Consider the following 2,971-nt stretch of genomic DNA (forward strand, 5'->3'; position numbering starts at 1 on the left):
GATTCCTCAGAGTTTCCGGTTTCCATGAATAGCGCCAAAACCATCAAAGAAAGCCTGAATAAAGATAAATATAATGTCTTCATGGTTATCGTCAGGGGAGCCGGGTGGAAAATTGACCTGGAAGGAGATAAGGAAGTACCGGTTAACAAGGATGATTTTAGTTTTATCCTCGACGGAGAAAAGCGTCGTTTCGACTGTGCCTTCATCATTATCCACGGAACTCCCGGTGAAAACGGCATATTGCAGGGATATTTCGAAACCCTCCGTATTCCTTACACTACTTGCGGCGTCCTTTCATCTTCTTTGACATTCAATAAGATATTCAGCAAAAATTATGTCAGATACTTTGGAATTACTACTTCCCGGTTCTATCCGGTAAAAAAGGATGAAGCGTATTATCCCGATCATGTAGTTTATCATACCGGACTCCCGTGTTTTGTAAAACCCAACAGGGGTGGCTCCAGTTTCGGGGTGAGCAAAGTATTCAGGAAGGAGCACTTACAAGAGGCAATTAACAAGGCATTTGATGAGGATTATGAAGCCCTGGTCGAGGAATTCCTGGAAGGTACGGAACTAACCTGCGGACTGATCAAAACAGGGGATCAGGAACTGATCTTTCCGCCAACAGAGATTGTAAGCAAGAAGGAATTTTTTGATTACGAGGCCAAGTACACCGATGGCATGGCCGATGAGATCACACCGGCAAGAATATCGGATGAGCTGGAGGAAGAGGTGCGGCAGCTTTCATCGAAGATTTATGATCTATTTAACTGCCGGGGAATTGTTCGGATTGATTATATATACGCAAAGGGGGCATTGCATTTCATGGAGGTGAATACGATCCCCGGCATGAGCGCTGCAAGCATTGTGCCCCAACAGATAAGGGCCAACGGCAATACCCTGGAAGAAGTTTTCGGCCTGGCCATTGAAGATGCCATTGAGAACAACCAGAAGGAGGGACTGCGGAAAGCGGGAGAGTCGTGAAAAGGCTGTTCCACCGAGCTTTGGGTTTCCCGGAACATTTTCCATACATGATGAAAAGAAACCGGCTCCCCGTATTCGGATAAGGGTTCGTTGGTATTTTCCTGATCTTCTTTGCTCATATCGCCTTTTATTTATGTAAACTTAAAGAATGTTTCTTTTATTTTATACCAGACTCAACTATACCCGGCTTTTCTGAATTCGTCTTTCATGGCCGGACGGTTGCTGTGTTTTCTTAGCAGTTCCTGGACAAGTTCCGTTGCCTGACCCGCTCCTCCGGGTATATTCTCCATCTTTTTGATATAATAAGCAATCGATTTGTATTCATTTCTTTTGGATGCCTTTTCTGCCTCCCTGATAATGGCTTTTCTGTAAAGGGGCAATAGTTCTGAGGCATAATCATTTTTCAGATAAGGCAGGTATTCATTCAACTTACGTATATTGGGCGATGCTTTCACCCACCGGAAAAGTTCTTCCCACATCTTTTCCTCAATATATACCTCGGTAAGCGGAGTATATCCGTAATTTCCAAGCCGGAGCGGAGCCTTCTCCTCTTCACGCAATTGCTGAACGATCCGATTCCGCTCATTTGTCCATTCCTTTGCATTAAAGGTGTTCTTATAGATTTTATAATATTTCATTGGCTCCCGACGGCTATTGAAAAATAGATCGAGAGCCCATTTTCTGATATTTGCCGTATCTTTTTGCTCCTGGTATATGTTGAGCAGTTGTTCTTTCCAGTTTATGATCACACCGGACAAATCCTCCTTTTCAGCAATTTCTAGTCCTTCTTTTATCAGGTCAATGGCTTTTTGAACATTACCATTTTTGCGTTGCCTGTGAACCATGATCTGCCTGAGATCACTCAGATGAAGGTTATCGTTAATGATCTGATCGGCTTTTTCATGTTCGCCGGATTCAATAAGGAGGCCTATCTTGAATTGCAGATACTTTGATTTACGTATGTTAATGAACAAAAAGTTTTGTCCCGTAATATTGGCCAGTTGTTCATCGATAAATTCCAGCGCTTTTTCTATTGAGCCGGTTGAACTGGCATGCTCCACAATCAAGGGTTCCAGGTAATCTGCACAGCCATAATCATCGTAATCGGGGTTTCGTGCCTGGGATAGCAGCCATTCGAACACTTCTTCTTTTAATTCTGCCGGGGCATCGGATTTTAGGATTTTATCAGCTATGTTGAATGAGTAATCAATGGCTTCGCCCAACTCACCATTCGAATCATCCACCATATCCATGATGTTGATGCATTCCGGAGCAATGGCCGAGGCAATGGCAAAAGCTTCTTCAGGGTTATTGTTTTGTAAATATTCCTCAGCTTTAAAAAAAAGCGGGTTGATCTTATCAGTTATTTCAGATACATTGAGAATAAAACCGAATTCATCATCTTGTGAGATTTTAAAAATATCGGAAACCAATTCCTGGTATTTTTCCTGCTTGTCTCCACCGCTTAGATCGGAAAATTTGATAGACAGGTAGCTTCTGAAAGTTCTGTCCTTTGCAGCATATTCAGTTACAAATGCACGCAAATCCTTTTCCGGGATTTTCTGCACCAGGTTTTTCCACTCGGTATTTGCTGATGCTGTAATGCTTTCATTTTCCTCGCTTACCTCAAGTATCTCATAAAGTACAGCCACCACATGCTTACAGATTTCTCCTTCGTAGGGGCAGGTACAGCGATATTCCAAAATCTCGTCGGTTTCATCAAGCCTGACATCCACCTGGTAATCCTTTGTACCTTCTACAATGGCAAACCATTGTCCGTTTTCCAGTCCCTGAAGATCCGCTACAGCAAGATCATGATAATATTCCGAACCTCTTTCAAGGATGGTTTCAGAAACATAGTCTTCAAAATTGTTTAGGTTCATTGTCAAATGAGCTTTATTACGCGGTTAATATCTTTAAAACCTGATCAGTTCTTATTAAGGCATACCAACTATCAATTGTTGTAAATTTATAATATTCTAAAAGA

General features: G+C 42.2%; 2 protein-coding genes. One reads left to right on the forward strand and one right to left on the reverse strand.

Going from position 1 to position 2,971, the window contains the following annotated elements:
- Nucleotides 1-984, forward strand: a 984-nt coding sequence (locus KGY70_00665) for a D-alanine--D-alanine ligase (protein MBS3773675.1), incomplete at its 5' end; no start/stop codon positions are given.
- Nucleotides 985-1,157: 173 nt separating this feature from the next.
- On the opposite strand, the gene KGY70_00670 is transcribed toward KGY70_00665, so the two are convergent.
- The gene (locus KGY70_00670; protein ID MBS3773676.1) at nucleotides 1,158-2,867 is read right to left on the reverse strand and encodes an SWIM zinc finger family protein; all 1,710 of its coding nucleotides are present in this window, start codon (nucleotides 2,865-2,867) and stop codon (nucleotides 1,158-1,160) included.
- Nucleotides 2,868-2,971: the final 104 nt, after the last annotated feature.

This window comes from Bacteroidales bacterium, from assembly GCA_018334875.1.
In the GTDB taxonomy this organism is placed as follows: Bacteria; Bacteroidota; Bacteroidia; order Bacteroidales; family UBA12077; genus JAGXLC01.